This window comes from Burkholderia sp. GbtcB21 (assembly GCF_019091065.1).
Taxonomy (GTDB): domain Bacteria; phylum Pseudomonadota; class Gammaproteobacteria; order Burkholderiales; family Burkholderiaceae; genus Burkholderia; species Burkholderia pyrrocinia_C.
In genome coordinates this window covers 1-234 of record NZ_JAGXKA010000500.1, presented here as the reverse complement: position 1 = coordinate 234, position 234 = coordinate 1, and the positions used below count along the sequence as shown (strand labels likewise).

Here is a 234-nt window from a genome sequence, read left to right as displayed (position 1 = left end):
ATGCCGGGCATGCCAGGGATGACGGGGCACCGCCAGCACGGCAAGCCGGCGCCGGCCGCGCCCGCGCCCCCCGACGCGCTGCCGGCCGGCGCACCGCTCGCGGCGTTGCGCACGCTTGCGAACGAAAGCCGCGAGCCCGGCACGTTCCGGGCCACGCTGGTGGCGCTGCCCGTTGCGCGGCCGCTGCTGCCCGGTGCGCGGCCGGCCGCCTTCTGGCCGTTCGGCGCGGGCACG

General features: G+C 80.3%; 1 pseudogene. It reads left to right on the top strand.

What is annotated here, in order from left to right:
- Positions 1–234: pseudogene (locus KVT39_RS37475) on the top strand (multicopper oxidase family protein); the annotation flags it as partial.